The following is a 24,595-nucleotide window of genomic DNA, read 5'->3' as shown; positions in this document are numbered from 1 at the left end:
TCAGGTCTTGGGTGACCACTGCACGGGCTTCACCGCAGCATGCGTGCGTGCCGCTTCGTAGGCGGCTTCCACCAGCGCGTAGGTCTTGAGATTGTCCTCTCCCGAGGTATCCGCCGGAAGCCCGTCGCGGAAGCGTTCGAACATGTGGCGGTTGGTGTGCAGCACCGCTTCCTGCGAGACATGCCATGGGCGGCTGGTCCAGTGCAGCAACGGGCCGCCGACCTGGTCCTCGAAGGAGAGGCCCTGCGTGGTCACGATCACCTTCTCGCCCTTGGTGAGGATCACCGAGCCACCATCGCCTTCGATCTCCAGCATGGTTTCGGGAAAGGCATCGTCGCCACGCTTGGCGGCATATGTTGCCTCGACCACGGAGACCGCACCCGAGGTATGTCGCATGAGGATGGTGGCGGTGTCCTCTGCCCGGATCTTCGGGTTGCGCTTCTGCGTCTCGGCCGAGAGATGTGCCACCTCGCCGAGAAAATAGCGTGCGAGGTCGAGGATGTGGATGCCGACGTCCTGGATTACCAGCTTCTCCTCCTCCGCGAGGTAGGGCTGGCCGCGGTAGACGTCGAAGCCCGTGCGCCAGGAAAGCCTGGCCCAGGTGGGCGTTCCGATGGTGCCCTGGTCGAGGATATTCTTTACCGCGCGCATGGCGGAGGCGAAGCGGAAGTTCTCGTGTACGGCCAGCCATGCATTGTGCTTCCGGGCTGTCTCGACGATGGCGACGCAGTCTTCCCAGGTGGGGGCGAATGGCTTCTGGACGACGGCCGCGACACCACGTTCCGCGGCGATGGCGGCCAGCTCACGGTGGGTGTCCATGCGCGTGGCGATGTCGAGGAGGTCGATCTTCACTGTGTCGAGCATGCGGCCCATGTCAGTGAAGTGCGGCACACCGAAGGCCTTGCCGGCCGCGGCGGCGCGGGTTTCGTCGCGGTCGCAGACGGCGGAGAGGAGCGCGCCCTCGGGCTTCAGGTCAGCCCAGGCATTGAGGTGGTTCTGGGCATAGAAGCCGCATCCCACAATGCCGATCGCTACCGGCTGTTTCGCCGCCATGACATCCCTCTCCATCCTGCATGAGCAGAAGATGTCTACCGGAGGTCATGGCGGCTTGTCGCGTGCAATCTGCGTGGATCAGAACTCCTCCCAGCCGGTCTCGGCGGCTTCGGCCCTTCCGCCAGCTGCCGCCGCCTTGGCCTTGCGCACCGGGGCGCGCGGCGCCGGGCGGTGGGTTTCGCGGGCCTCCTCGGCCTGCGCGATGATGGCGCCCGCCGCGGTGGTGAAGCGGGCCACGATCTGGGCCAGTTCGGTGGATTGCTGGGTGAGTGTCCGGGTTGCGGCGGTTGCTTCCTCGACCATGGCCGCGTTCTGCTGGGTCACCTGGTCCATCTGGTCCACCGCGGTGTTCACTTCCTGCAGGCCTGTGGCCTGCTGTTCCGCGCTGCGGGCGATCTCGGTGACGATGCCGTTGATCTCGTTCACCCGGTCGATGATCTGGCGCAGCGAGCTGCCGGTCTCGGCCACGAGTTGCACGCCCTCCTGCACCTGGTCGCGCGAGGTGGAGAGGATGCCCTTGATCTCCTTCGCCGCCTCCGCCGAGCGCTGGGCGAGGGCGCGCACTTCCGATGCCACGACGGCAAAGCCGCGGCCTGCGTCGCCTGCGCGCGCGGCTTCCACACCGGCATTGAGGGCAAGCAGGTTGGTCTGGAAGGCGATCTCGTCGATCACGCCGATGATCTGGGTGATCTCCTGCGACGACTTCTCGATCCCCTGCATGGCCTCGACCGCGCGCTTGACGACGACGCCGGAACGGTCGGCATCCTCCTTTGCGGCGGTCACCATGTTGCGCGCGTGCTGGGCGCCTTCGGCGGTCTTCTTCACGGTCGACGTGATTTCGGCCACGGCCGCGGCGGTCTCTTCGAGGTTCGCGGCTTGGTTCTCGGTGCGGCGCGACAGGTTGTCGGAGGCCTGCGCAATCTCCTCGGTGCCAGACTTGATGCCGAAGGACCCGCGCTTCACCGTGTTGATGGTATCCGCAAGACTGTCCGCAGCGGAGTTGAAATACTTCCGCAGCTTGTCCAGCGCATCCGGGAAGGGGATGTCGATGCGGTGCGTGAGGTTGCCCTTGGCGAGGCTCTCCAGGCCATGGCCGAGAACGGTGATGATATGGTTCGAGTTTTCTTCGTTTCTGCGGTTCTGCACCGCCTGGTCCTTGAACACGCCAAGCGCGCGCGCCATTTCGCCCACCTCGTCACCGCGCTGGGCGTAAGGCACTTCGTCCTCGAGGTGACCGCTCGCAAGACGGGCCATGGTTGCCGATATGGTGGTGATGGCGCGGATCACGAACTGGTGGGCGCCAAGCAGCATCAGCATGATGATGATGGCGATGCCGATGTTGAAGCCGGTGACGAGATTGAGTTCGGCGCTGGAGCGCGCGATGCTTTCCTGCTCGACGGCGGCTGCCTTGGCCGAGATTTCCTGGGCCTTTTTGTTCATGAATTCGCCGAGGTCGATGAAGTCGTGGCTGAGGTTGCCCAAGACCGTTTTGAACGTGGCGGTGTCGTTGCGCTGGATCGCCGGAATCAGATCATTCTGGAAGCTCGTCCAGAAGCGTTCATTGCGGTTCTCGATCTCCTGAAGAAAGGAGGCTGCCTCCTGATCGCTCATCACGTTGAGCGAGGTGAGCCGTTCCTTCCAGTATTCCAGCCGGGTCTTGTAGTCAGACTGGATCTGATTGAGGCGCGCGGTGAGCTTGGGCAGCAGCGCGGGTTCGCCCTCGATGATCTGGGCATAGGCGAAGGGCTCTGCCGGATACAGCGGCGGCGGCAGGATGTCGGCGATCAGGTCCTTGTCCTTTACGATCACGTCATAGGTCGGGCTGCCGATCTTGTTGTCGCTGAACGAAGAATAAGTCTGGATGCCGAGGAAGGCCATGAGGCCCGCGATGATGAGGCCGAAGACGATCATCAGGCGCTGGATGGTGAAGAAGCTTTTTTTCATGCGTGGTTCCGCCATTTTTGTGGGTTGGTTCAGATGATGTCGCCAGGCCCCGGTGGCAGGCTGTCATACAGCGCCCCGATGCGGGAAAGGGTGTAGTTGCCCATTTGGAATTCCGCGCCGTAACGCGGATGCATTGCCCAGCGGAGAATGCAGGGCACCTCACCCAGTGCCGGGTGGATGAGGAAGAAGCGAGTTCCTGGCTTCAGGGCCACCAGGGTGTCAATGCGAATGCCGGCGCCTCCTGACGAGAGATCGATCAGCCGAGCAGGATGATCACCTGCGTTGCAGCGCACGGTCACGGCGAGGGGGCATGGGCGGCGCTCGGACCGGCGCCGCTGGTCGAGAGGTGAAGGCGCCACGCGCATGGCATCGGCAGGCATGGACGGTTCCTGGTTTGGTTTGGTTTGGTTGCCGACGCTATGGCAGCAATGTTGTCTCAAGCTTGAGTGCGTTTGGGTTTCACGGCAGTGTTCCGGCGATAGAGGAGCCGATCGTGCCTGAGACAGTCTTCGCCACGGTGGGTGACAATTGCATCGACCGCTTCCTGCCGCCGGTGGGTGACTGCCTGGTGGGTGGCAATGCCGTGAACGTGGCAGTGCAACTGTCGCTGCTTGGACGCCGCGTGGCCTATTTCGGAGCCGTGGGAGCAGATGAGGCGGGCGAGGCAGTTCGCGCGGCTCTGGTAGCCAACAAGGTGGGTGTCACGGGTATGAGCCGGTCGCGCGGAGAAGTGACGGCACGCACCGACATCGAAACCCTGGCCGACGGCGACCGTCGCTTCGTTTTTGAAAGTTTCGGCGCCTGTGCGACCTACCGACCGGGGCCAGCCGAAATCGCGCATCTCCGCCGCATGGGGCATGTCCACATCGGCTGGTTGCGGGGCGCCGCCGCGCTGCGCCAGGAATTGTGCACTTCCGGTGTGGTGCTGTCGCAGGACCTCTCGGTGAACAATGAGGCGGAGGAACTCGATCCGGCTGGCCTCGACATCGCCTTCAGTTCCGTCAGCCCGGAAAGAGGCGAGGCCGAGTCGAGGCGACTGCTGGCGGCGGGTGCCGGGCTGGCGGTCGTCACCCTCGGGGCGGCTGGTAGCCTTGCAAATGACCGTGGGAAAATACTGAGAATCGGCGCTCGTCCCACCACGGTGACCGATTCGACCGGTGCGGGAGATGCCTTCATCGCCGGATTCCTCGATGCGCACGCCAAGCAATTGAATCTAATAGAGTGTTTGAATGCAGGAGCGGAGGCCGGGCGTCTGGCCTGCCATTATCGGGGCGGTTTCCCACAACACCCGTTGCAACCTTTTGTTCAGGATGTGGACGCCTGATGCGAAAGAGTCTTGGCCACGGATAGAGTTTCTAGTAACTCTCTCAGCATGAACAAGGGCGGGGCGATCGCAATCGGATGCATGCTCTCCGTGGCGCTGTGTGGTGCGGCGGAGGCTGGCGAAATCGCGGCCACCAGCGCCGCCGCCATGAACCTTGCCACCCTCCAGCCCTTCGTGCCGCTGAGCAGCGACATTTTGCTGAGCAGCGATGAGATCGCCGCCCTGGACAAGCAGGACCGGCTTGACATTCTTCCAGCCTCGGCCGCCGCCGATCCGATCCGTCCGGAACGAACCAACTCGCCCGCCGCCAATTTCATCAACGGCATCGAGTATAATCTTCAGCACATCGATGTGTCGCAATATGGCGACTACAGCTTCGAGGTGTTCTGGGATCAGACGAAGTCCATCAAGTGGGACCTGCTGGCGCTTTACGGCGGCATCACGTTGTTCGGTATCAACAACTGGGACTGGGGCAGCTCCGGCTATCACTTCGAGAGTGAGGGCTGGTTTGGCAAGGACACCAAGTATGGCGGCATGGACAAGCTTGGCCATGCCTATACCGGCTATGTCGTCTCGCAATATTTAACGCAGCGCATCGCGCATTCGGTGGATGATCCGACCAACGCCGCCATCACCGGCGCGCTGCTGGGCATGGGCTTCCAGACCTACATCGAAATCTTTGACGGCGTTGCGGGTGAGCATGGTTTCTCATACGAGGACCTGATTGCCGACGGCATTGGCGCCGGGTTCTCCTTCCTGCGCAACACCGTTCCGGGCCTCGCCGAGAAGGTCGACTTCCGGATGGAATACTGGGGCGCCTCTGATTATCACGACTGGGACCCCTTCACCGACTATGACGGCCAGCGCTATGTGCTTGCCTTGAAGCTGTCTGGCTTCGAGAAGCTGGAGCAGACGCCACTGCGCTTCGTGGAACTGCAAGCCGGCTACTTTACCGAGGGTTACACCGACCAGTCGCGCGATGCGGGCGTGGAGCCGACGCGCAACCCTTATGTGGCCGTTGGACTGAACCTCAACGAACTGCTCGGCGAGGCACCTGAGGTGGCTGACACCCTGCCGGGCATGGCGGCGAGCACCATGTTCACATATTGGCAGCCGCCCTACACCTACATCTCCTCGTCTTACCACGACTGATCTGAAGCCTCGGCATTCTCAGCCGTTCCTGCCTGTGTTACAGATGTTCGAACACAGGGGCTGTCATATGCTGCGCACACCCTCCGGACCAGGCAAGGCGAAGAAGCGCGCCACGGCGCCGCTCATGACATGGAGCGTCAGGAAGTCGCTGCTCTCCGCCGCCAATGAAGTGCGGCTCAAGGCCCGCGAGGTACTGTTCCACGCCGGCGATGACGGTGATGGCTGCTACTTCCTGAGGGACGGCGTGGTGAAAGCCGCGGTGGTCGCCAAGGATGGGCAGGAGAGGCTTCTCGCCGTCCTCGGCCCAGGCTCCCTGATAGGCGAGCTCTCGCTCTTCGATGACCAGCCGCGCTCTGCCACCATCTCCGCACTGAAGCCGTGCAGGTTGCTGCACGTGTCCAAGGGGTCGTTCTTCCGGCTGGCAGACGCCAACCCGCAGGTCTATCGCGAGGCGCTGAAGATCCTCACGCGACGTCTGCGCCAGACCAACGATTCCGTGGTGGCCCAGGGCACGGTCAGCGTGGCCGGTCGCGTGGCCCGAGCCTTTGCGTCTCTGGCTCAGGGTCTGGGCGAGGGCAGGGCGAATGGCACGATCCTGCTGCCCAACAAGATCACCCAGAACGATATCGCCGGCATGGCGGGCGTAGCGCGTGAAAACGCCAGCCGCGCCATCAACGACCTGCTGCGCGACGGCATCCTCACGCGCGAAGGCAACTTCTATGTGATCGCGCGCCCTGAGGAACTCGAGGACATGGCCGAGATCTGATCTCAGCCGCGCTTCTGGCTTTCGATCAGCCGGTCCACCAGCATTTCCATGTCGCTTGCCTCGGCATTGGCGAAAGCGATGCGCAGGTATTGCTCCTGTCCGGGGCCAAACATCGAGCCCGGCAGGCAGAGCAGGTCATGCTCGCCAGCCAACCGCATTGCCACCTGCTTGGCCGTTTCATCTGCGAAGGGGTGCTTCACATAGGCAAAGAGCGCGCCGGAACTGACGAGTTCATAGTTCAGCCCATCTCGCTTGAAGGCCTGGCGCAGCGCCGAGAGGCGCCCATGCATCATGGCGATCTTGGCGCGCTTCCACGCGTCCAGTTTGGTCAGGGCAAAGAGAGCCGCGCGCTGTGAGATATGCGTGGTGCAGATCGCGAGGCAGTCCATGATCTTCTCGATCTCGGCCAGAACGCGCACCGATGCGGTGATCGCACCTACGCGGTAACCGGTCATCGCGAAGGCCTTGGAGAAGCTGTAGAGGTGAATGAAGGTGTCCTCCCAGCCGTCGATCGCGAAGATGGGGTGGGCAGGCGCATCCCCGTCGCGGAAGTCCTTGTAGGTTTCGTCGATCACCAGCGCGATGCCGCGGGCGCGCGCCAGTTCGAACAGTGCCCTGATCGTCTCTGATGAATAGATGGATCCCGTGGGGTTGTTGGGCGAGCACAGCACGATGGCGCGGGTTCTGTCGTCGATGAGCTTTGCTGCCTCCGCGGGGTCAGGCTCGCCAATCCCCTGCACATAGCGCGGCTCGATGCCAAGCATGCCAAGCCACATGGTGTGATTGAAGAAGTAGGGCACCGGCACGATGACATTGTCGCCCGCCTTGGCAATGGCCATGATCGCTGCGGCAAAGGCCTGGTTGCAGCCTGCCGTGACGCAGACATTCTCTGCCGCCACCTTGCCGCGATAGTCGGCTGAGAAGTGTTCCGCGATGGCGCTGCGCAGTTCGTGGATGCCGTAGATGTCGGTGTAGAGGCTGATGCCCGGCTCATGCGCGAGGCGGGCCACCTCGTCGTCGAGTTCCTCGGCGCATTTCCAGCTTGGCACCGCCTGGCAAAGATTGAGCAGCTTCCTGTTGCGCAATCCGGGCCTGACCCAGCTCTGCGCTTCCATGATCGGTGGCGCCTCGATCCGGTTGACGGCGGGATTGACGGCATAGGTCATGATGAGGCACCAAGGGCTTGAAAATGCGGGTTGCGTCGGAACATGCCGGGGCCCGTCAGGAGGTGCAAGCATGAAAGCGATCCGTATCGCCGAGACCGGCGGACCCGAGGTCATGAAGCTGGTCGATGTCGAGGTGGGTCCGCCCGGCCCCGGTCAGGTGCAGGTGCGCCAGACGGCGATCGGCCTCAACTATATCGACACCTATCACCGCTCCGGCCTCTATCCACTGCAGTTTCCCTCAGGATTGGGCCTCGAGGCGGCAGGCGTCGTGGAAGCGGTGGGCGAAGGGGTGACCAGCCTCAAGCCGGGCGACCGCATTGCCTATGGCACCGGCCCCATCGGCGCCTATGCCGATATTCGCAACCTGCCGGCCAACCGGCTGGTCAAGCTGCCGGCCGCGATCTCGGACGAGACGGCGGCGGGCATGATGCTGAAAGGCATGACGGCGCGCTACCTGCTGCGCGCCACCTACGTCGTGAAGCCGGGTGACACCATTCTGCTGCATGCCGCAGCGGGCGGCGTTGGCCTCATCATGAGCCAGTGGGCCAAGGCGCTGGGCGCCACTGTCATCGGCACTGTGGGCTCGGACGCCAAGGCGGCGGTTGCCCGTGCCCACGGCTGCGATCACGTCATCAACTATTCAACCGAAGACACGGTGAAGCGCGTGCGCGAGCTGACAGGCGGCAAGGGCGTGCCCGTCGTCTATGATGGCGTGGGCAAGGACACGCTGATGATCTCGCTCGACTGCCTTCAGCCGCGCGGTTTGATGGTCAGCTTCGGCAATGCTTCGGGCCCGGTGCCGCCGCTCGACGTGCTGCTGCTCTCCGCCAAGGGTTCGCTCTACGTGACGCGGCCCACGCTCAACACCTATACCGCATCTGACGCTGACCTGCAGGAAACGGCCCAGGATCTTGTCAACGTTGTCGCCAGCGGCAAGGTGAAGATCCCCGTCAACCAGCGTTATGCGCTGGTGGACGTCGTGCAGGCGCACCGCGATCTCGAAAGCCGCAAGACGACGGGCACCACGGTCCTGATGCCATGACGGCAGGGCGCGCGGAGCGCATCAAGCTGGCGCTCCACCAGGCGGATGAATTGCTGCGGCGCGGGCAACTGCGCGAGGCGGAGGCGCTGTCGCGTCGCCTCGTGGCGGAGAACCCGCTGTCCGCACATGCCCAGTTCATGCTCGGCATCACCGTCCAGTCGCAGGGTCGCTTCGAGCAGGCTGAACCGCATTTCGCCCGCGCCGTGACGCTTGATGGGCGCAATGTCAGCTATCTCCTCAACTACGGCCTCTGCCTGCTCAGCATGGGCCGCGTTTCCGAGGCAGCAGTGCAGTATGGCAAGGCGCGCAGCGTGGCGCCCTCGAATTTCGAGGCGGTGTGGCGCAACGGCTCCTTCCTCGCCCGTATCGGCCACATGGAACCCGCACTCGCCGCGCTTTCAAAGGCGCTGGAGCGCGCGCCCGATGGCGCAAAGCATGCAATCCGTCTCGAAGTGCTCGATTGCCTGCTCTCTCTGGGTCGCATCGTGGAAGCAGAAGAACACATCGGGCGCTTCATCAGCGCCACGCCGTTTCATGCGCGATACCTGTGCCTTCTGTCTTCGATCGGCAAGCATGATGCAGACTCCGAGATGTTCCAGCGCATCCAGAGAGAACTTGCGCGCAAGGATATCTCTGCCGTCGACAGAAGCGACCTGATGGTCAGGCGCGGCGTGATGCTGCAGGCGAGCCGCCGCCATGACGAAGCCTTTGCCAGCTTCACCGAAGGCAAGAAGCTGCTGCGTGCGCCCTCCGTCACCACCGCGTTTCGTCAGGACGTCGACGCGCGCATCGCCGCCTTCGGCAGGGAAAGGCTGGAAGCGCTCGCTGCGGAGCATGGCCGAAGCGGCTACCGACCGATCTTCGTCGTCGGCCTGCCGCGCTCCGGCACCACACTTGCGGCGCAGATTATCTCCGCGCACAGCAGGGCGGGCAATGCCGGAGAGCTGGAAACCATGACCTATGTGGCCGCGAAGCTGTCACGCGGCAAGCCGCTCGCGGAGATCGGGACTGCGCTTGCCGAGCTGGGTGGGAATGGCGTTGCCGATCTCGCCGCGCTCTATGAATCCACGATGCGCCATGTGGTGCCGGACAAGGAACTGGCCGTCGACAAGATGCCGCTGAACTTCCGTTTCATCGCGGAAGCGGCCATCCTGTTCCCCGATGCGCGCTTTGTGAACTGCATGCGACATCCGGCGGATACCTTTGTCTCGGCGCTGCAGACGGAAATGAACGCGGCCCATTCCTACAGCTATGATCCCGCCGACTACGCGGCCTATTACCGGGAATACCGGCGCCTCATGGCGCATTGGGACGAGGTGCTGCCGGGCCGCGTGTTCCATCTGTCCTACGAGGCGCTCGTCTCGCAGCCGGAGCCTGCAATCGCCGGGCTGTTGGAGTATCTGGGGCTCACGATGGAAGAGGCCTGCCTGCACCCGGAGCGTAACGCGTCTGCTGTCACGACATTCAGCCGCCTGCAGGTGAGATCAGGTATCAACACCGCGTCAGTGGCGCGTTGGAAGCCTTATGAGCGGCACCTCGGGCCGATCCTCGAAAGCCTCTAGGATTGGCAGCGGCCGCCGCCGCTCGCCACCGCACGCCACTGCGTTGAGCATTGCACCGTGCTGCACAGGAAACCCGCCAGCGTGCGCGAGGGCACGGCGTGGGCCAGGTTCAGCGGCTGGCCGGCATTGTCATAGAGCGTGCTGACCACCATGCCCACGAGATCGCCCCTCTGGTCGAACAGGGGGCCGCCTGATTCACCCTTCTGGGTCGACAGGCGGAGCACCATGGCATCAGGGTAGCCGAACTTGGCGTCGGCGCCCGCATAATGGACAGCCTGGCCGAAGCTGGCAGACTCGAATTCGCCGAGGCGCGCGGTATCGCCCTGCGCATGCGGGCGGCCAAGCGAATAAACGATGTTGCCCTTGGCGAGGCAGGCATTGTCGGCTGGCGTCACGGCCTTGCCGGAAAAGCCCCGCAGCCGGATAACGGCCATATCGTTTTCCGGCTTCACGGCGACGACGTCGCCCGAATAGACGCGGCCATTGGCGGCCTTGGCTGAAACCGTGTTGCCGACCCGCTTGGCCACATGCGCCGCCGTCATCACATAGCCCGAGCCATCGACCACGAAGCCGCTGCCAGAGGTTACGGGTGTTCCCTTGCGCGTTTCCTTCGTCACATTGTCGGACTTTGTCGGCTGCGACACGATCAGCGTCACATAGGTGGGGCCGGATCGGCGCACGAGGCTGGTGATCTGCTCGGTGCTGGCAACCGCCTCACCAGGCGGCACCGAGGTCTGCTGCACATTGAAGTTGCGGCTTTCGAGATCGACGTTGGACGTCGATTCGCAGGCGGCGAGCGCCACCGTGAGAAGGCTCAGTGAAAGCAATGGGCGAAGGGAACGCAACATCTGTCTCTCTTGTTCGTCAGCGTCATAACACAGAATCAGGCCACAGAATGGCCCGGAACACGCATTTCCGAAAAACAGCGGGGCAGGGGAAACCCCAAAACGAAAAACGGCCCGCCGAAGCGGGCCGTCTCTCTATATCGTTTGCAGGGATAAGGCTTAGAAGCGCCAGACCGAGACGAGGTCGACGGTCCAGTTGTCCTGCGTGACGTTGAGGTCGTCCTTCAGGCCGGTTGCTTCACCCGTTTCGTCGAACTGACGGCGGTTGATGCTGGTGTCGGTGGTGTACCACTCGCCTTCCAGACCGATCGTCAGCTGGTCGACGGGGGTGTAGTACACACCGCCGAGCACTGCGAACTGGTTCCAGTCGAAGCCCGAGTAGTCCCAGTCGTTGCCATCGGCATCGGCCAGGCCGGTGAAGCTGTCGCTTTCGCGATGCTTGTAACCGACGCCGACTTCAGCGTGGACCGAGTCAGACAGGTTGGCAGAGGCCAAACCGCTCACGCCCCACCAGTCGTTCTGGACCGGGTAGGAGCCGGTGATATCGCCCGAGCTGTTGACGTTGGTGAAGGGGCCCGAACCCAAAGCGGCAGCGAGCGAGAGGCTCGCGATGTCGCCCATGTTGAAGCCCACGCCAGCGCCGACCTGCCAGAGCGAGTTGATGTCTGAGTTGTAGACGTTCGACACGCCGGTGGCGAAGGACGGACCAGAGAAGCTGTAGTCGTCGCTGTTGACCGTGCGATACACACCCGAGATTTCGCCCGAGAAGGCGTCGCCCGAGTACTTGATCTCGCCCGCAACGCCCATGTTCTGGCCGTTGACGTACTTGTTGTCGTTGCCGTAGCGGTTGTTCAGGCCCGAGTCTTCCAGGGCGACAGCCATGGAGAAGGGACCGGATTCGTAGGACAGACGGAGCTGGGTGGTGTCACCCGGATCGAAGCCGACGTCAGCGTTGTCGGTGTAGTAGCAGGTGCAGGCGCCATCATAGCCGTAGCCGATGTTGCCCAGCGAGCCAGCATAACCGCCGCCGAAGGTCAGTTCCGGGGTCATCGCCCAGTAGCCCCAGGCCGTCTGCATGTAGGCGTCGCCGTTGCCGTTGCCGTTGAAGTCGGCGCGTATCTTCAGTTCGACGCCGACTTCGCCGACGGCGGTGTCGGTCGTGGCGACAACGCGGAGCTGGCCGCGGGCCTTCACGTCCCAATCGTCATCGCTTTGGGCGGAGAGCTTGAATTCGCCGTACTTGACCTTGGCGCCAAGGTCGTTGGTGTAGTAGCGCGTCAGGGTCGCATCGCCCGAGGCACCGTTATAGATCACGGCAGCGCGGACGTAGCCCGACCACGAGATCGTGGCGCCGGCCGGAGCATCAGCCGTCGGCATGACGGAGATGATGGTGGCGCGGTCGTTCGTGACGCGGTCACGGTCGGAGCCGAGCATGCCCGGCACCTGAAGGGCTTCGCCCTTCGACACGGCCAGAAGCTGGTAGCCCGACGGAACCGACGGAGCGGTTTCCATGGAGGCAACGCGCGCGTTGAGGGCTTCGATCTGAGCCTTCATGTCGCTCAGATCATCGGCGTGGGCGACGGCGGCGGAAACGGCAACAGCCGCACCAGCCATCAGAGCCATCTTCATAGTCTTCATTCTTGTTCTCCCAAGTCTCTTGGAGTTGAGGAGCCCCCCATCCCCTGCAAACGGTTTCGGAAGGCCATGCGCGAATTCATCCGGCACGGTGTTCTTGTCGCCCCGAAACCCCCAAAGGTCAACGAAGACCCACTGCAATCGATTGGAATTTTGCCTCCTGTAACACAATTACCACAGGTGGCGGCAGCCAGGGCGAGGCAAATTCGGAGAACGAGATCAATAAGTTAACAGATCGTAAATGAAATCACCGGTGATGGGAAGCAGAAAGGGTGCCAGAGTTGTCCGCCATCCTGCCACGCATGGGGCAGGCTGCCCGAATTCGCCGAACCAGGCGATTCTCCGATAATCTCCCATAAAAATGAAGACGGCCCGCCGAAGCAGGCCGTCTCCCCCCGGTCGTAAGACCTTGTTTTGCTTAGAAGCGCCAGACCGAGACGAGGTCGACGGTCCAGTTGTTGGTCGAGTAGTCGAACTTGTCCGTCTGGCCGTCCGTGGCTTCGCCATCGACACCCTTGCGGCTGATGCTGGCGTCGGTGGTGTACCACTCGCCTTCGAGACCGATGGTCAGCTGGTCGACAGGGTCGTAGTAGATGCCGCCGAGTACAGCCCACGTGTCGTATTCGAAGCCGGAGTACTTCCAGACCGGACCGGTGTCTTCCCAATTCACGCCGTCGTGGCTGTCGCCCTCGCGGTTCTTGTAGCCCACGCCAGCTTCAGCGTGGAATGTGTCGGACAGGTTGGCCGAAGCCAGGGCCGACACGCCCCACCAGTCGTTCTGGACCGGGTAGGACGAGACGATGTCGCCCGAGCTGCTGACTTCCTCGAAAGGACCCGACCCCATGGCGGCAGCGAGCGAGAGGCTCGCGATGTCGCCGAGGGAGAAGCCCACGCCAGCGCCGACCTGCCAGAGCGAGTCGATGCCGGCGTCGTATGCAAAGGGCGTCTTTGAGACAACGTTCACACCCGCTCCACCGAAGGAGTAGTCGTCGCTGTTGACCGTGCGATACACACCCGAGATTTCGCCCGAGAAGGCGTCGCCCGAGTACTTGATCTCGCCCGCAACGCCCATGTTCTGGCCGTTGACGTACTTGTTGTCGTTGCCGTAGCGGTTGTTCAGGCCCGAGTCTTCCAGGGCGACAGCCATGGAGAAGGGACCGGATTCGTAGGACAGACGGAGCTGGGTGGTGTCACCCGGATCGAAGCCGACGTCAGCGTTGTCGGTGTAGTAGCAGGTGCAGGCGCCATCATAGCCGTAGCCGATGTTGCCCAGCGAGCCCGAGTAACCGCCGCCGAAGGTCAGTTCCGGGGTCATCGCCCAGTAGCCCCAGGCCTCCTTCATGTAGACGTTGCCGGTGCCGTTGCCGTTGAAGTCGGCGCGCATCTTCAGTAAGACGCCCACTTCACCCACGGCGGTGTCGGTGTTGGCCACGACCTTGAGCTGGCCGCGGGCCTTCACGTCCCAGTCGTCGTCGTTGGTGTAGGAGAACTTGGTCTTCTGCACATCACCATTGGCGTCATATTGCTTGAGTTCGCCACTCTGGTCCTCACCCGAGTAGATCACGGCAGCGCGGACGTAGCCCGACCACGAGATCGTGGCGCCGGCCGGAGCATCAGCCGTCGGCATGACGGAGATGATGGTGGCGCGGTCGTTCGTGACGCGGTCACGGTCGGAGCCGAGCATGCCCGGCACCTGAAGGGCTTCGCCCTTCGACACGGCCAGAAGCTGGTAGCCCGACGGAACCGACGGAGCGGTTTCCATGGAGGCAACGCGCGCGTTGAGGGCTTCGATCTGAGCCTTCATGTCGCTGAGTTCGTCGGCGTGGGCGACGGCGGCGGACACAGCAACCGCCGCACCAGCCATAAGCGCCATCTTCAAAGTCTTCATTCTTGATCTCCCAAGTCTTGGAGTTTGAGACATCCCCCATCCCCTGCAACCGGATCCGGAGGTAAATGCACGATCTGGTCGAGCACGCACCAGTTGTCTGCGCTATCCGGATAAAGGTCAATGTCTGCGAGAGAAGACTGCCGTTAATTTCGACCTCTGTTACCGCTTTGCCACAGTTTGGGTCCAAGAAGACCCAATGAAATCATTTGCATAGAAGGCCGATTCAATGAAATGGATTGCAGTCGAGACGCGGAATGTCGACGTCACAAGCGGGTTGCCCGACTCACCGCAAGAGTTGCAGAGTCGTCCGGAAATGGTTCAGTCTCGCTCATATATGAAGCCCCTTCGTTGGCTGGCGCATTTGCCGCTGGTCATTCTGCCGTTCCTGGCGGCCAAGGCGGTCGAAGGGCGAGGCGTCAAGACAACCGTCCAGACGCAGGTGACCGCAGCGCTTGCCGTCGCGGGTCAGGAGTGGGCCAAGCCCATCGCCATGGGCCGCGACGTCGAGATCAGGGGCATTGCACCCAACCGGGCGGCGGTGGAGGCCGCGCGGGCGGCTGCGGCGGCCACGTTTGGTGTGCGCCGCGTCAACATGCACGTGGGCACGGAGGGCTGAGCATGGACGATCCGCTGAATTTCACCGGCACGCTGTTTGTGCTGCGTTTCCACTGGTTCTGGATGCTGGTGGCGCTGGGTCTTGGTGTTTGGGTCGGTTGGCGCACCGCTGGGGAGGGCACCACCGAAGCCCCGCCGGAGGCTGGCGCATGATCCACTATTATGTCGAAATCGCCCTGTGGATGTCGGCGCTGTTCTTCATCGGATGTCCGCTTGGCGCTCTGGCGCGCCGCCTGCTCGACAAAAAGAGAGCCGGTGCCTAGGCGGCGTCGACCACTTTCAACCACTCGGTGATGGCGGCGAGGCTTTCCGGCTCGTCGAGGAAGGGCACATGACCGCGCTGCATGACCGTGACGGATGCAAGCCGACGGTGATGCGCATGCATGTCGGCGACGATCTCCGCGCTCAGCAGGTCGGAATGAATGCCGCGCAGCACCAGCGAGGGCACGTCCGCCATCATGTCGAGCAGCGCCCAGAGTTCAGGCACCTTGCCCGCCTCGATTTCCGCCACACCGGGAAAGTTCTGCGCCAGGGCAGGGTCATAGTCAGCCCGAGGGACGCCGTTCACCTCGCGGTAGACGCGGCGCGCGAAGGCCAGCCATTCCGCCGCGCTCAGTGTTTCGAAGCCCGGGTTCGATGACTTGAGGGCCACCACGGCCTCGTCCCAGTCCGCAAATTGCGGATCCGTGCCGAGATAAGTCCATATGCGGAGCAAACCCGCCTTGTCGATCTTCGGTCCGATATCGTTGAACAGCACGCCCGCCATGCGCGGCAGGGCGCGCGCTGCCATCACCATGGCGCCGATGCCGCCGCGCGAGGTGCCGATGATGGCAAAGCGCTCGATCCCCAGCGTGTCGAGCACGTGCAGCGTATCCGCCACTTCCTGGTCCGGGCGATAGGTTGCGGGATCAGCGCGGCCTGAGCGGCCGCGACCGCGGAAGTCGAAGGCCAGCACGCGGCGCGTTTGCGCCAGGCGCGGCGCGATGGTCTCGAAGTCCTTGGAATTGCGCGTCAGGCCGGGAAGGCAGACGATCGGAACCAGGCCATTGCGGCCCGCTGCGTAGTCACGCGCATAGAGCGGCGTGCCGTCAGCGGCGGTGACGAAATGCTCGGCATAGTCCATGCCTCAGTCGCAGCCGCTGATCAGCGAGGCGATCGAGGACTTGGAGCAGCCCTGTGCCGGATCTGCCGCAGGTTCAGCCGAGGCTTCGGTTGCGGGCGTGGTGGAGGCCACGTTGAGGCTGTCGGTGCGCGCACCGCGCATCAGGTCCGCTGTCATTGGCCGCACGGTCTTTGGCGCCAGCCGCGAACGATAGACGTGCAGGTTCTGCATGACCTTCTGAACATACTGGCGGGTTTCCTGGAACGGAATGGATTCGACCCAGTCGATGGGATCCGCTTCGCCGGCGCGGAAGTCGCCATATTGCTTGATCCATTCGCGCGAGCGACGCGGGCCGGCGTTGTAGGACACCAGCGTCAGCACATAAGAGCCGTCGTGATCGGCCACGAGGTCGCCCATATGCGCAGCACCCAGCGTGACGTTGAGCTGCGGGTTCATCAGCTGCGATGGGTTGTACTTGATGCCGTGCTGCTTGGCGATGAGCTTTGCCGTGCCGGGCATGATCTGCATCAGGCCTTGCGCGCCCACCTTGCTGCCGGCGTTGGGGTTGAATTCGCTTTCCTGGCGGGCCAGTGCATAGACCAGAGGCTTCTCGATGGGCTTGCCCACCTGCTTCCAGTCGGGAAGGGCCCGCACCGGATAGCCCCAGGAGTCGATGTCGATATTCTGCTGTGCGGCAGCCTTGGCCAGGCGCACCGCCATGGTGGCGCCGCCTGCATCCCACACGATCGATGCGACCGCGTTCATCTCGTCGGTCGAGTCGAAGCGGTTGGCGAAGGACCACAGGAACATGTAGAGGTCGGCCTTGGTTCCGGCCTCGTCCATGATCTTGAAGGCGCGGACCACTTCGTCCTTGGCGACCTTGGCCTGCGCGGCGGATGAAGCCTCGCCGCTTTCGATTTCCTCCGGCACCTTGCCGAGCCCGATCTTCTCGCGCGCCAGCTGGCCGTAATAGATGGTGGAATAGGCAGCTGTCTGCTTGTAGGCGGCCTTGGCGCTGCCCTTGTCGCCCAGCGCCTCATAGGCGCGGCCTGTCCAGTAGCCGGCGCGCGCCTTTTCGGTGCGCGACGGCGCAATCGCCGCAAGGCGCTGGAAATGCTTCAGGCTGCTCTCGGGATCATTCAGGTAGCGCAGCGCGATCCAGCCGGCGAGGAACTCGCCCTCGACCGCCTCGTCGCCCTCCGCGAAGCCGTGTGATGCGGCGATCTTGTAGGCGGCCTTGCGCGTCGCCTTCGGGTCATCCTGGCCGATCGAACGGCGCGCCACGATGCGGCGCTCGATCCACCAGGCCTCAGCGTCGCCGATCTTGTCGGCGTCGCCCGGAATGGTGAGGAGCACGTCGCGCGCCTTGGCGTAATTGTCGTTGAGGCGGTAGTAGCGGGCCAGCGCATAGCGCATGCCCAGTGTATTGCGCATGTCGGAGGAGAGGCCGCCATAGAGCTTGTCCGCACCGCGTTCGCCGCGCACCAGCTTCTGGGCCACGGCGGCAGCCTTCTGGTAGTCAGCTGGCAGGCGCTTGGCGACGCGGATCGCCGCATTGGTTTCCTGCGCATAGACGAGGCGCCACATGCGGCGCTTGTTGTCGTCCACGGTCAGCAGCTTGCCGAATTCCGACGATACCTGTGATTCGAGTTCCGCACTGGCCTCTGGGTCGGCCCACACCTTCTGCACCTGGGCCTTGGCACCCGCGGTGTCGCCCGTGGCGATCAGGGCGCGGGCCAGCGCCAGCGAGCCTTCGTCGGTGACGGGCTTGCGCTTGGCGAAGTGCGACAGGATGAGTTCGGGCGATTCCTTGTTCACATAGAGCGAGCGCTCGGCGCGCTTGAGCAGGGCCTCCGACAGCGGCCAGTTGGGCGCCGAGTCAAGGAAGGCGAGGATGCGCTGGTAGCCTGCGTCATTGGGGTGGTCGCGCAGGAAGATCAGTTCCACGAGCTTCATCGCCGCCTGGTCGCCGGAGCGCCGGGCAGCTTCACCCGCGCCCACGAAGTCGCCCTTGATCGCCAGCCTCGCGGCCTCGACCGCCGCCGAGGACGGCTCGGCAGCGGCCAACACCATGCCGGTGTGTGACACGAATCCGGGCGAGACCATCGCCGTGGTGGCGGCGAGGGCAATCAGGCTGATACGCAGGAACCGGTTGATACGCATGAACGATCCAATCACATCCTTTAATCGCCGAGAACCGCCGCTAGGGCTCAATTGTGCCCAGAACATGACCTCAAAGGTGGAACCATCCCCGCTTGCCGCTGTGCGGCCAAGCGTCTATGGTTCCGCGCCGTTTGCGGGCTGGCGGTAAAACCGGTTCCCAAACTAGTCTCGCCATGGTTTCCAAGTCCTTACCTTCAAGTCATTACCGGAGAAGCTCACGTGCAGTTCAGAGGTTCATTTCCCGCGCTCATCACCCCCATGCAGAATGGCAAGGTTGACGAGGTGGCGTTCCGGAAATTCGTGAACTGGCAGATCGAGCAGGGCTCCCACGGCCTGGTGCCCGTCGGCACCACCGGCGAGAGCCCGACGCTGGACCCCGATGAACACAAGCGCGTGATCGAGATCTGCATCGACGAGGTGCGCGGTCGCGTTCCCGTCATCGCCGGCACGGGCTCCAATTCGACGGCTGAAGCCATCGACTATACCGTGCATGCCAAGGAAGCCGGTGCGGATGCCGCGCTGGTGGTCGTGCCCTACTACAACAAGCCCACCCAGGACGGGCTTTATGCCCATTTCAGGGCGATCGCCGACGCGGTGAACATCCCGATCATCGTCTACAACGTGCCGGGCCGCACGGTTGCCAACATCTCGGTCGAGACGCTGGCCCGCCTGTCGCATGACTGCAAGAACATCATCGGCACCAAGGATGCTTCCGCCGACCTGACGCGCCCCTCGCGCCAGCGCCTTGCCTCCGGCAAGGCCTTCATCCAGCTCTCGGGCGAGGACGGCACGGCCCTTGGCTTCAACGCCCATGGCGGCGTTGGCTGCATCTCGGTGACGGCCAATGTGGCGCCCCGCCTCTGTGCCGAATTCCAGGAAGCGACGCTGAAGGGCGACTATGCCAAGGCACTGGCGCTTCAGGACCGGCTGATGCCGCTGCACCACGCCATGTTCGTCGAGACCAGCCCCGGCCCGGTGAAATATGCCGCGAGCCTGCTTGGCCTGTGCACGCCCGAGGCGCGCCTGCCCATGGTGCCCGTCGTCGAGTCCACCAAGTCGGCGGTGCGCGAGGCGATGCTTCATGCGGGGCTCCTGAACTGAGATGAGCTCCAAGAGCGGCGGCGCCAAGGCGTCGCGCAAGGAAGACGGCATCAAGATTGTCTCCGACAATCGCCGCGCCCGCTATGACTATGAGATCCTGCAGGCCTTCGAGGCGGGGATCGAGCTCAAGGGCTCCGAGGTCAAGAGCTTGCGCACCGGCCACACAACCCTTGGCGAATCCTATGCCGCGATGAAGAACGGCGAGCTGTGGCTGATCAATTCGAACATCCCGGAATACCGCGAGGCCAACCGCTTCAACCATGAGCCTAAGCGGCCAAGGAAGCTTCTTCTCCACAAGTCGGAGATCAACAAGCTCTCGTCCGGCGTGCTGAAGGAGCACCTCACCATCATTCCGCTCAAGATGTTCTTCAACCCGCGTGGTCGCGTGAAGGTCGACATTGCGCTGGCCCGCGGCAAGAAGCTCCACGACAAGCGCGAGACGATCAAGGAACGCTCATGGGACCGTGAGCGAGCCCGCCTCATGCGCGACAAGGGCTGAGGCAAAACCATGGTTTTCATGCAGCACCTGCTCGGGCGCGGAATGCCGAATGTCGAACTCGAGGCGACGTCGGGCGCTCCCGTCAATCCGGCGAAGATCCAGGGGCCGGCAGTGATCTTCTGCTATCCCTTCACCGGGCGCCCGGGCTACCCCAACCCGCCGAACTGGGATCACATCAAGGGTGCCCACGGCTCCACACCGCAGGCGCTGGCCTATTCCGAACTCTATGGCGAGTTCCGCCGGCTCGGCGTGAAGCTCTTTGGCCTCAGCCTTCTCGATGCGGAGTGGCAGCAGGATTTCGTGGCGCGCAACCAGCTGTCCTACAGGCTGCTCTCTGATCACGGCCGCCTGTTCCAGTCGCGCCTTGGCCTGCCGATGTTCGAAACGGGCGGCGGGCTTTATCTCCAGCGCATCACCTTCATCCTGCATGACGGGATCATCTCCTCGGTGCGCTTTCCTGTTCCGGACCCGGAGAATGATGCCGCCGAGGTGCTGGCCGCGCTGGTCTAGGGTTTCTCGCTGCTCCTTCAGTTTCATCATCGCCGGGCTTGTCCCGGCGATCTTCTTTGTTGCCGCGAAAAGGATGCACGGGACGAGCCCGGCATGATGGCGTGAGTGGGCTGCTGCAAGACCCCTACAATGAGTCCAGATACCCTCTTACCCGCCCGAACACGGCCCTGAACATCTCGGGCGTCAGCACGCGCGTGTTGGTGTTGTAGCGCGAGCAATGATAGCTGTCGAAAAGGCGAACCCCGCCGACCTGGTGCTCGCCGCCATGCGAGAAGGGATGAGCCGATTTCTTCGCACCCAGCGCCGACAACACGCCGTCATGCGCAATGCGGCCCAGCGCCACGATGGCCTTCAGCTGCGGCAACGCATCGATCCGTACACTGAGGAATGCGTTGCAGGTCTTGATCTCGATGGGCAGCGGCTTGTTCTGCGGCGGCACGCAGCGCACGGCGTTGGCAATCATCGCGTCCTTAAGCGTCAATCCGTCATTGGGGTCGGCCTTGAACACGCCCTTGGCGAAACCGAAGTGGACGAGCGTGCCGTAGAGAAGCTCCCCCGCGAAGTCGCCGGTAAAGGGCCGCCCTGTGCGGTTGGCGCCCGCCACACCGGGTGCAAGGCCGGTGATCAGCAGCCGCGCGTCGTCCGTGCCGAAGCACGGCACCGGCGCGTTGAACCAGTCGGGGTGCAGCTTGCGCTGCGCCAGCCGGTATTCAACGAGGCGCGGGCACAGCGGGCAGTCGCGGCCCGGCTCATGCTTGTGTTTGTCAAATGTCGGCAAAGTCCTCGAAGCTCTCGCGCTGTGCAGTTGCAGGGGTGCGCTCGCGGCGCTCGGACGGGTCGCGGCCGATCTCGTCACGCAGGTCGCTGAGGTCGATGAACTGGTCGGTCTGGCGGCGCAGGTCATCGGCGATCATCGGCGGCCTCGTGGTCAGCGTCGAGATGACGGTGACGCGGCGGCCCTTGGCCTGCACGGCGGCAACAAGCGAGCGGAAGTCGCCATCGCCCGAGAACAGCACGATGTGGTCCAGCTGGTCGCACAGCTGCATCACGTCGACGGCGAGCTCGATGTCCATGTTGCCCTTCACCTTGCGGCGGCCCATGGCATCGGTGAATTCCTTTGCGGGCTTGGTGACGACACGATAGCCGTTGTAGTCCAGCCAGTCGATCAGCGGCTTGATCGGCGAGTATTCGGCATCATCGAGCAGGGCAGTGTAATAGATGGCGCGGATCAGGCGCGAGCGCTTGCGGAAATATCCGAGCAGGCGCTTGTAGTCGATGTCGAAGCCCAGCGTCTTGGCCGTGGCGTAAAGGTTGGAGCCGTCGATGAACAGCGCAACGCGTTCATCCTGATAAAAATGCATGTCTGAAAATTCCTTCTCGTGTATGTGATCGATTTAGACAGCCACCCAACGACGCTCAAGTGAAATGATTCTGGTCGCCCTCGGCTCCAACAGCAACGGCCCCTGGGGAACCCCGCGAGACGCGGTGGAGGAGGCGCTGCGCCGCCTCAATGGCAGCGGCATCAAGGTGAAGAAGTCCTCGCAGCTTCTCGTCACCGCACCCTTCGGGGTCACCGACCAGCCGGATTTCATCAATGCCGTTGCGGAAATCGATACGCGGCTGCCCCCGGAAGACCTGCTGCTGCGGCTGCACGTCATTGAGCGTCTGGCAGGGCGACAACGCACGTTGCGCTGGGGGCCGCGCACGCTGGACCTCGACCTCATCGACTATCACGGTTTCATCCGTCGGTCGGTGCCGCCGCTGCTGCCGCACCCGGGCATTGCCGAGCGCATCTTCGTGCTGGCACCCATCGCCGAGATCGCGCCGCAGTGGCGCCACCCGGTGAGCAAGCTCACCGCCGCCGCGATGCTGAAGCGGCTCGACCAGCAGGGCGAAGGCCGCTTGCTCTGAGGCTGCGCGTTCCCGCTCTGTTCCAAAATGAACAAGACTTCGTCAGCGATAACGCTCCCTTAACCTAACCAAGCCATTTTTGCGTGTGTCAGTTTGTTCTGGAGTTCGGGGCATGTCGTCCAAACTTAGCTTTACTGCTTGGTCTTCTCTCACCAAGCCGCAGTTTCTGGTGTCCGCCGCCGCCGCCGTGATGCTCACGGCCTGCTCCGCAGATACCGAGCGTTTCGCAACCAACCCATCGGATGCAGACCCGGTCTATACGGCCAGTGTGCCGAAGAACGTGAATGCCTCGAATGTCGGCACCGAAGATACGGGTGTCGCGTCGAAGCCGCTGGCGAGCGCCTCGTCGCAGCCGCCGAGCTATGATTACTCAAAGTCCTATCAGGCGCCGCAGTATCGCCAGCCCACGGCACCGCAGCCGCAGGTCGCCACCGGAGCACCGGCCACCGGCAACACCGTCACGGTGGGCCCGGGCATGACGCTTTACTCCGTTGCGCGGGCAAACAACCTCTCCGTCGCAGAACTCGCGGCGGTCAATGGCATCCAGGCGCCTTACTCGGTGCACACCGGCCAGGTCCTTCGCCTGCCGGGTGCGGGTGGTGCAGCAGCACCGCGCGTTGCCTCGCAGAACGCGGTCCCGCCGGACAACACGTCCTTCGCGGAGCCCTCAACCACGCCGATCGCGCCGAAGCCCGGCGCGCCGGTGAATGCGACGGCCGCACCCAAGCCCTTCAAGGCCGGCCCGTCGGTTGCCGCCTCCGGCACGGGTGACCTGCACACGGTGGCCACGGGCGACACGCTGTTCTCGCTCGGCCGCAAGTTCGGCATCTCGCCCTACGCCATCGCCGATGCCAATGGCCTGCCGCACAATGCCCAGCTGGTTCTCGGCCAGAAGGTCAGGATCCCGGCTGGTGGCGAGGCCGCTCCGGTGGTCGCCGCCGCCAAACCCGCAGCACCGAAGACCACCACGGCTGCCGCCGACACCATGCCCGCCGCCACCGGTGAGGAGAGCACGGGCCAGCAGGCGGCTGCGAACACCGCAGCGCCGGCTCCCGAACCGATCCCCGGCTCCACGGCTGCCGCCACAAAGACCACGCCGCCCGCTGCCGAAACGGGTGGCCAGCAGGTGGCCGAAGGCGCGCCGATTGCCGGAGCACCCGGCATGCGCTGGCCGGTGCGCGGCAAGATCATCTCGGGCTTCGGCCCCAAGGCCAATGGTCTCAAGAACGAAGGCATCAACATCGCAGTGCCGGAAGGCACCTCGATCCGCGCCGCCGCGGACGGTGTCGTCGCCTACTCGGGCAACGAGCTGAAGGGCTACGGCAACCTGGTGCTCATCCGCCACGAGGATGGTTATGTGACCGCCTATGCCCACGCCAGCGAGCTCTTCGTGAAGCGCGGCGACACGGTGAAGCGCGGCGACGTGATCGCCAAGGCCGGCCAGACGGGCTCGGTCTCCAGCCCGCAGCTGCACTTCGAAGTGCGCAAGGGTGCCGTGGCGCTCGACCCGATGAAGTTCCTCTCGCAGAACACCGCTGCCGCGAACTGATCGATCACCCAAGTCGAACTCAAGGCCCGGAGGCAACTCCGGGCCTCTTGTTTTTGCGCGCTGTTGGCGCATGCTCGGGCGATCAGCGAGGAGCAGGGCCATGATCACCGTGTGGGGGCGGCGCAATTCCGTCAATGTGCAGAAGGTGCTTTGGGCGCTCGAGGAACTCGACGTGCCCTATACCCGCGAGAACGTCGGCGGCAGCTTCGGCTCCAACCAGGATGCAGACTACCTCGCCATGAACCCCATGGGCCTCGTGCCGGTGATCCGCGATGGCGATGTCACCATGTTCGAGTCCAACGCCATCGTGCGTTATCTCGCGGCGCGCTTCAGGGCAGGGGTGCTCAGGCCCGCGGAACACCGAAGCCTCGCCATGGCGGAGCAGTGGATGGAGTGGGCGCAGGTGAATTTCGCGCCCGCTGTCAGCACGTTGTTTGTCAATCGCGTGCGCAGCCTGCCGGAACACCGCGATGTGGCGGCGGCGGCCGCGGCGGAGAAGAAGGCCGCCGAGGTTCTCGTCGTGGCAGATGCATGGATCGCGCGCCACGACTGGTTCGCCGGCCAGGACTTCAGCTTCGGCGACATCGTGATGGGCGCTTCGCTGTGGCGCTACACGGGCGTGGACTGCATCAGGCCACCGATGCCGCACCTCATGGAATGGTTCGAAGCCGTGCAGCAACGCGAAGCCTTCCGCCGCGCCGTGATGGCAGTGCCGCGTGCAAAGGACCTCGCGGACTGGAAGAGGATCGAGAAGGAGACGGCTTAGTC

The 24,595-nt window shown here is 63.6% G+C and carries 24 protein-coding genes; 13 read left to right on the top strand and 11 right to left on the bottom strand.

The features are described 5' to 3' along the window. The 3 genes from WCJ41_RS09825 to WCJ41_RS09815 form a co-directional block, all read right to left on the bottom strand. Positions 1–1,053, bottom strand: a complete 1,053-nt coding sequence (locus WCJ41_RS09825; protein WP_336905678.1) for a Gfo/Idh/MocA family oxidoreductase — start codon at positions 1,051–1,053, stop codon at positions 1–3. Positions 1,054–1,131: 78 nt separating this feature from the next. Next, entirely contained in the window at positions 1,132–2,997 is a 1,866-nt protein-coding gene (locus WCJ41_RS09820; protein WP_336905677.1) for a methyl-accepting chemotaxis protein, read from the bottom strand. 29 nt (positions 2,998–3,026) lie between these two features. Continuing rightward, positions 3,027–3,377: a PilZ domain-containing protein gene (locus WCJ41_RS09815; RefSeq protein WP_336905676.1), complete on the bottom strand. Its 351-nt coding sequence runs from the start codon at positions 3,375–3,377 to the stop codon at positions 3,027–3,029. A gap of 113 nt (positions 3,378–3,490) precedes the next feature. Between WCJ41_RS09815 and WCJ41_RS09810 the strand changes: the two genes are divergently transcribed. From WCJ41_RS09810 to WCJ41_RS09800, 3 genes are all read left to right on the top strand, one after another. Then, entirely contained in the window at positions 3,491–4,321 is an 831-nt protein-coding gene (locus tag WCJ41_RS09810; protein WP_336905675.1) for a PfkB family carbohydrate kinase, read from the top strand. 48 nt (positions 4,322–4,369) lie between these two features. Beyond that, a complete protein-coding gene (locus WCJ41_RS09805) occupies positions 4,370–5,473 on the top strand; it encodes a DUF2279 domain-containing protein (RefSeq protein ID WP_336905674.1) in 1,104 nt (367 codons plus the stop codon). 67 nt (positions 5,474–5,540) lie between these two features. After that, positions 5,541–6,239: a Crp/Fnr family transcriptional regulator gene (locus WCJ41_RS09800; RefSeq protein WP_336905673.1), complete on the top strand. Its 699-nt coding sequence runs from the start codon at positions 5,541–5,543 to the stop codon at positions 6,237–6,239. 2 nt (positions 6,240–6,241) lie between these two features. Here the strand turns inward: WCJ41_RS09800 and WCJ41_RS09795 are convergent, their stop codons facing one another. Next, a complete protein-coding gene (locus WCJ41_RS09795) occupies positions 6,242–7,405 on the bottom strand; it encodes an aminotransferase (protein WP_336905672.1) in 1,164 nt (387 codons plus the stop codon). Between the two features lie 70 nt (positions 7,406–7,475). On the opposite strand from WCJ41_RS09795, the gene WCJ41_RS09790 reads away from it, so the two are divergent. Both WCJ41_RS09790 and WCJ41_RS09785 read left to right on the top strand, forming a co-directional pair. After that, entirely contained in the window at positions 7,476–8,447 is a 972-nt protein-coding gene (locus WCJ41_RS09790; RefSeq protein WP_336905671.1) for a quinone oxidoreductase, read from the top strand. Beyond that, positions 8,444–10,009, top strand: coding sequence for a sulfotransferase (locus tag WCJ41_RS09785; RefSeq protein ID WP_336905670.1), 1,566 nt, complete (start codon positions 8,444–8,446; stop codon positions 10,007–10,009). Before WCJ41_RS09790 ends, WCJ41_RS09785 begins: the two co-directional genes overlap by 4 nt. Here the strand turns inward: WCJ41_RS09785 and WCJ41_RS09780 are convergent. The 3 genes from WCJ41_RS09780 to WCJ41_RS09770 form a co-directional block, all read right to left on the bottom strand. Beyond that, positions 10,006–10,857 carry a serine protease gene (locus tag WCJ41_RS09780; protein WP_336905669.1) on the bottom strand — a complete coding sequence of 284 codons (852 nt, stop codon included), beginning with the start codon at positions 10,855–10,857 and terminating at the stop codon, positions 10,006–10,008. The two genes, WCJ41_RS09785 and WCJ41_RS09780, sit on opposite strands and share 4 nt — an antisense overlap. Positions 10,858–11,013: 156 nt before the next feature. After that, positions 11,014–12,492 (bottom strand): hypothetical protein, encoded by a 1,479-nt coding sequence (locus tag WCJ41_RS09775; protein ID WP_336905668.1) that lies wholly within the window; start codon positions 12,490–12,492, stop codon positions 11,014–11,016. A 415-nt stretch (positions 12,493–12,907) separates the two neighbouring features. Continuing rightward, a complete protein-coding gene (locus WCJ41_RS09770) occupies positions 12,908–14,377 on the bottom strand; it encodes a hypothetical protein (protein WP_336905667.1) in 1,470 nt (489 codons plus the stop codon). A 334-nt stretch (positions 14,378–14,711) separates the two neighbouring features. Here WCJ41_RS09770 and WCJ41_RS09765 point away from each other — a divergent pair, with 334 nt between their 5' ends. Then, on the top strand, positions 14,712–14,993 hold the full coding sequence (locus WCJ41_RS09765; RefSeq protein WP_336905666.1) for a hypothetical protein: 282 nt from the start codon (positions 14,712–14,714) through the stop codon (positions 14,991–14,993). Positions 14,994–14,995: 2 nt separating this feature from the next. After that, the gene (locus WCJ41_RS09760; RefSeq protein WP_336905665.1) at positions 14,996–15,145 is read left to right on the top strand and encodes a hypothetical protein; all 150 of its coding nucleotides are present in this window, start codon (positions 14,996–14,998) and stop codon (positions 15,143–15,145) included. A gap of 106 nt (positions 15,146–15,251) precedes the next feature. Here WCJ41_RS09760 and WCJ41_RS09755 read toward each other — a convergent pair whose 3' ends face one another. Together WCJ41_RS09755 and WCJ41_RS09750 are read right to left on the bottom strand one after the other, a co-directional pair. Next, positions 15,252–16,115, bottom strand: a complete 864-nt coding sequence (locus WCJ41_RS09755) for an alpha/beta hydrolase (protein WP_336905664.1) — start codon at positions 16,113–16,115, stop codon at positions 15,252–15,254. 3 nt (positions 16,116–16,118) lie between these two features. Next, positions 16,119–18,257, bottom strand: coding sequence for a lytic transglycosylase domain-containing protein (locus WCJ41_RS09750; protein ID WP_336905663.1), 2,139 nt, complete (start codon positions 18,255–18,257; stop codon positions 16,119–16,121). Positions 18,258–18,476: 219 nt separating this feature from the next. Between WCJ41_RS09750 and dapA the strand changes: the two genes are divergently transcribed. From dapA to WCJ41_RS09735, 3 genes are read left to right on the top strand one after another with little or no spacing between them, the layout of a single operon-like run. Beyond that, positions 18,477–19,358, top strand: a complete 882-nt coding sequence (dapA, locus tag WCJ41_RS09745) for a 4-hydroxy-tetrahydrodipicolinate synthase (protein WP_336905662.1) — start codon at positions 18,477–18,479, stop codon at positions 19,356–19,358. A 1-nt stretch (position 19,359) separates the two neighbouring features. Next, positions 19,360–19,857 carry an SsrA-binding protein SmpB gene (gene smpB / locus WCJ41_RS09740; protein ID WP_336905661.1) on the top strand — a complete coding sequence of 166 codons (498 nt, stop codon included), beginning with the start codon at positions 19,360–19,362 and terminating at the stop codon, positions 19,855–19,857. Positions 19,858–19,866: 9 nt separating this feature from the next. After that, on the top strand, positions 19,867–20,367 hold the full coding sequence (locus tag WCJ41_RS09735; RefSeq protein WP_336905660.1) for a peroxiredoxin: 501 nt from the start codon (positions 19,867–19,869) through the stop codon (positions 20,365–20,367). Between the two features lie 124 nt (positions 20,368–20,491). Here WCJ41_RS09735 and WCJ41_RS09730 read toward each other — a convergent pair whose 3' ends face one another. Beyond that, positions 20,492–21,145 (bottom strand): uracil-DNA glycosylase, encoded by a 654-nt coding sequence (locus tag WCJ41_RS09730; protein ID WP_336905659.1) that lies wholly within the window; start codon positions 21,143–21,145, stop codon positions 20,492–20,494. After that, complete coding sequence (locus WCJ41_RS09725; protein ID WP_336905658.1) at positions 21,132–21,728, bottom strand: NYN domain-containing protein; 597 nt, start codon at positions 21,726–21,728, stop codon at positions 21,132–21,134. Before WCJ41_RS09725 ends, WCJ41_RS09730 begins: the two co-directional genes overlap by 14 nt. 64 nt (positions 21,729–21,792) lie before the next feature. Between WCJ41_RS09725 and folK the strand changes: the two genes are divergently transcribed. The 3 genes from folK to WCJ41_RS09710 all read left to right on the top strand — a co-directional run bounded on the left by folK (position 21,793) and on the right by WCJ41_RS09710 (position 24,593). After that, positions 21,793–22,278 carry a 2-amino-4-hydroxy-6-hydroxymethyldihydropteridine diphosphokinase gene (folK, locus tag WCJ41_RS09720; protein ID WP_336905657.1) on the top strand — a complete coding sequence of 162 codons (486 nt, stop codon included), beginning with the start codon at positions 21,793–21,795 and terminating at the stop codon, positions 22,276–22,278. 112 nt (positions 22,279–22,390) lie between these two features. Beyond that, on the top strand, positions 22,391–23,827 hold the full coding sequence (locus WCJ41_RS09715) for a peptidoglycan DD-metalloendopeptidase family protein (RefSeq protein WP_336905656.1): 1,437 nt from the start codon (positions 22,391–22,393) through the stop codon (positions 23,825–23,827). A gap of 100 nt (positions 23,828–23,927) precedes the next feature. Further along, a complete protein-coding gene (locus WCJ41_RS09710; RefSeq protein WP_336905655.1) occupies positions 23,928–24,593 on the top strand; it encodes a glutathione S-transferase family protein in 666 nt (221 codons plus the stop codon). Positions 24,594–24,595: the final 2 nt, after the last annotated feature.

The sequence above is a fragment of the Aestuariivirga sp. genome (genome assembly GCF_037139295.1).
GTDB lineage: Bacteria > Pseudomonadota > Alphaproteobacteria > Rhizobiales > Aestuariivirgaceae > Aestuariivirga.
This window is presented reverse-complemented; position numbering and strand designations above follow the sequence as displayed.

What these genes read in the sequence shown, in the direction of transcription:
- WCJ41_RS09825 (WP_336905678.1), bottom strand. Translation starts at nt 1,053, where the DNA reads ATGGCGGCGAAACAGCCGGTAGCGATCGGCATTGTGGGATGCGGCTTC.
- WCJ41_RS09715 (WP_336905656.1), top strand. Translation starts at nt 22,391, where the DNA reads ATGTCGTCCAAACTTAGCTTTACTGCTTGGTCTTCTCTCACCAAGCCG.
- WCJ41_RS09805 (WP_336905674.1), top strand. Translation starts at nt 4,370, where the DNA reads ATGAACAAGGGCGGGGCGATCGCAATCGGATGCATGCTCTCCGTGGCG.
- WCJ41_RS09790 (WP_336905671.1), top strand. Translation starts at nt 7,476, where the DNA reads ATGAAAGCGATCCGTATCGCCGAGACCGGCGGACCCGAGGTCATGAAG.
- WCJ41_RS09710 (WP_336905655.1), top strand. Translation starts at nt 23,928, where the DNA reads ATGATCACCGTGTGGGGGCGGCGCAATTCCGTCAATGTGCAGAAGGTG.
- WCJ41_RS09780 (WP_336905669.1), bottom strand. Translation starts at nt 10,857, where the DNA reads ATGTTGCGTTCCCTTCGCCCATTGCTTTCACTGAGCCTTCTCACGGTG.
- WCJ41_RS09725 (WP_336905658.1), bottom strand. Translation starts at nt 21,728, where the DNA reads ATGCATTTTTATCAGGATGAACGCGTTGCGCTGTTCATCGACGGCTCC.
- WCJ41_RS09785 (WP_336905670.1), top strand. Translation starts at nt 8,444, where the DNA reads ATGACGGCAGGGCGCGCGGAGCGCATCAAGCTGGCGCTCCACCAGGCG.
- WCJ41_RS09765 (WP_336905666.1), top strand. Translation starts at nt 14,712, where the DNA reads ATGAAGCCCCTTCGTTGGCTGGCGCATTTGCCGCTGGTCATTCTGCCG.
- WCJ41_RS09770 (WP_336905667.1), bottom strand. Translation starts at nt 14,377, where the DNA reads ATGAAGACTTTGAAGATGGCGCTTATGGCTGGTGCGGCGGTTGCTGTG.
- folK (WP_336905657.1), top strand. Translation starts at nt 21,793, where the DNA reads ATGATTCTGGTCGCCCTCGGCTCCAACAGCAACGGCCCCTGGGGAACC.
- WCJ41_RS09750 (WP_336905663.1), bottom strand. Translation starts at nt 18,257, where the DNA reads ATGCGTATCAACCGGTTCCTGCGTATCAGCCTGATTGCCCTCGCCGCC.
- WCJ41_RS09800 (WP_336905673.1), top strand. Translation starts at nt 5,541, where the DNA reads ATGCTGCGCACACCCTCCGGACCAGGCAAGGCGAAGAAGCGCGCCACG.
- WCJ41_RS09755 (WP_336905664.1), bottom strand. Translation starts at nt 16,115, where the DNA reads ATGGACTATGCCGAGCATTTCGTCACCGCCGCTGACGGCACGCCGCTC.
- WCJ41_RS09820 (WP_336905677.1), bottom strand. Translation starts at nt 2,997, where the DNA reads ATGAAAAAAAGCTTCTTCACCATCCAGCGCCTGATGATCGTCTTCGGC.
- smpB (WP_336905661.1), top strand. Translation starts at nt 19,360, where the DNA reads ATGAGCTCCAAGAGCGGCGGCGCCAAGGCGTCGCGCAAGGAAGACGGC.
- WCJ41_RS09795 (WP_336905672.1), bottom strand. Translation starts at nt 7,405, where the DNA reads ATGACCTATGCCGTCAATCCCGCCGTCAACCGGATCGAGGCGCCACCG.
- WCJ41_RS09735 (WP_336905660.1), top strand. Translation starts at nt 19,867, where the DNA reads ATGGTTTTCATGCAGCACCTGCTCGGGCGCGGAATGCCGAATGTCGAA.
- WCJ41_RS09775 (WP_336905668.1), bottom strand. Translation starts at nt 12,492, where the DNA reads ATGAAGACTATGAAGATGGCTCTGATGGCTGGTGCGGCTGTTGCCGTT.
- WCJ41_RS09760 (WP_336905665.1), top strand. Translation starts at nt 14,996, where the DNA reads ATGGACGATCCGCTGAATTTCACCGGCACGCTGTTTGTGCTGCGTTTC.
- WCJ41_RS09815 (WP_336905676.1), bottom strand. Translation starts at nt 3,377, where the DNA reads ATGCCTGCCGATGCCATGCGCGTGGCGCCTTCACCTCTCGACCAGCGG.